1 protein-coding gene is annotated in these 2082 nt (G+C 39.8%); it reads left to right on the top strand.

The features are described 5' to 3' along the window. Positions 1 to 191: 191 nt before the first annotated feature. Entirely contained in the window at positions 192 to 2000 is a 1809-nt protein-coding gene (locus T489_RS14490) for an IS1634 family transposase (protein ID WP_031580296.1), read from the top strand. Positions 2001 to 2082: the final 82 nt, after the last annotated feature.

Here is a 2082-nt window from a genome sequence, read left to right as displayed (position 1 = left end):
AACCCAAATTTTGCGAGAATAGATAAGTACACAATAAAAAAATTCAAAGAAACACCTTTTTTCAGTGGTGTTTCTTCTTTTTGCATGTTATACTAGATATGTTATATTAATATCTATCCAGGCCAATTATGTTAGTTACCAAACCAGAATTACCATCTCTTCTCTGTATGAAATCAGGAAAATGCTTCTCAATGTATTCTTATAAAAATGCATGGGATGAAGTAAAAAAACGCTCTTATCGTGAAAAAGGTTCAACCAAGGCTGTCGGTACAATTTTAGGTGGGGAAAAGACCGGAAAAATCCAATGGAAGGATGACTTTATAGCCCTTCATCCTGAACTTGAAGATTTTACTGCACAAAGAATGGAGGACGGTTCCATTGTGTTTTCTCCGATTGATACAGATAAACAGATTACGGTTAAAGATGCACTTTCTGCCAAAAAATATGCAGCGGGAGCAACTTGGGTATTTGATCAGCTGATTGCGGGAACTCCACTGGCCGAGGCGCTTAACAGGGTTTTCGGTGCTCGTAACATCAATAAAAAAATTCTTTCTCTGGCCTATTTTTTAAACATAAACGAGAATAATGCCATGAGCAGGTATGAAGGCTTTGCCGAAAAACACAGACTGCCATGGCAGAAACAGCTGACACCTTCAGCCATTACCAGAATATTCCAAAACATTACCTCAGATAAAATAGACAGGTTCATTACCCTTTTGAACGAACTGACAATGAAAAGGGATGAAAGGCTTAAATCCTGTAAATACTGGGCATTAGACTCAACTTCCATCTCGACTCATTCCGTTAAACTGGCAAAATCCGCATACGGACACAATAAAGACGGAGACCAGCTTCCTCAGATAAATGTTCTCATGGTGGTTAACCAACTCACCGGTGAACCCGTGTATTACAGGACTTATTCCGGAAACGTTCCCGATATCTGTACCGTAAAACACCTGCTTCAGGAACAGGCTCGAATTAAACTTGACGGCAACGCTGTGTTTGTTGCCGACAAGGGATATTCAAGCATTAAAAACATTAATCGTTTTTACCAGAACAAAGTTTCTTTCCTCATGAATTTAAAAACTTCATTCACCATGTGCAGGAATCTCTTTAAGGATATACAGGCAGACCTGCTTGATCCTGCCACGTACGATGAGGAAATAGACTGTCACGCCATGACCGTTGAAACGGTATGGAGTTATCCCGTTAACTACAGGACAAACTGTACCGTACGTCCGCCCAGAGAAAAGGATAAGGTTTATCTGCATTTCTACTACAATGACGAAATTTTCAATTCAGAAAAGAAAAACATTACCGCCAAGATTTCCAAGACCATAAAACTGCTTAAGGAAAACAGGGAACTTCCACAAAATCTTAAGTTAATCAGAGAGGTTTTTGTCACTGAAAAACAGGAAGTACGCATCATTGACGATAAGAACAAAGAAACAGTGACAACTTATGCCACCAACCGTCAGGCTTTGAATGACTACCTGCTCATGAAAGGCATTCGCGTTCTTATTAGCAATGAAGTACGGGAACCGATAGAAGCCCATAAGGCCTATTTTGACAGAAATGAAGTGGAATACGCATTCAACCTCTATAAACAGCGTTTAGGCTGTAACAGATTCAGGGTAAGTTCCAACGAATCTCTCGAGGGGAAGGCCTTTGTTCAGTTCATTGCAACATCAATAGCAATCATGTTCCGCAGACGCGTTAACAATGCCACCAGAAAAATGCAGAATCTAAAGCTTAAATATGACAGCGATTCTGCGGTAATTGATAAATTGAATACTATAGAAATGACTCAGTTCAGCTTCGGTAATTATTATACGGAAATTGTTGGCGGACTTAAGGAACTGTTACATGCAATGGATATCCCGGTGCCAAGCGAAGAACTTGCACAACAGGAATGCCAAGAGGATTTGAACGTTTCTCTTATGGATGAACTTGATGAGGAGTTCTCTGAGTTGGAAATCTCCGACTACGAAAAGCTCTAGAAATGAAAAAATCCCTCTCTGTGGAGGGATTTGATAGAACTAGTTTTTATACTAGATCGGTTAAAACTAGCAAAATTTGGGG

Source organism: Ruminobacter sp. RM87, from assembly GCF_000701925.1.
Classification (GTDB): Bacteria; Pseudomonadota; Gammaproteobacteria; order Enterobacterales; family Succinivibrionaceae; genus Ruminobacter; species Ruminobacter amylophilus.
The sequence above is the reverse complement of the archived record's forward strand: the minus strand, read 5'-3'. Positions and strand labels throughout refer to the sequence as shown.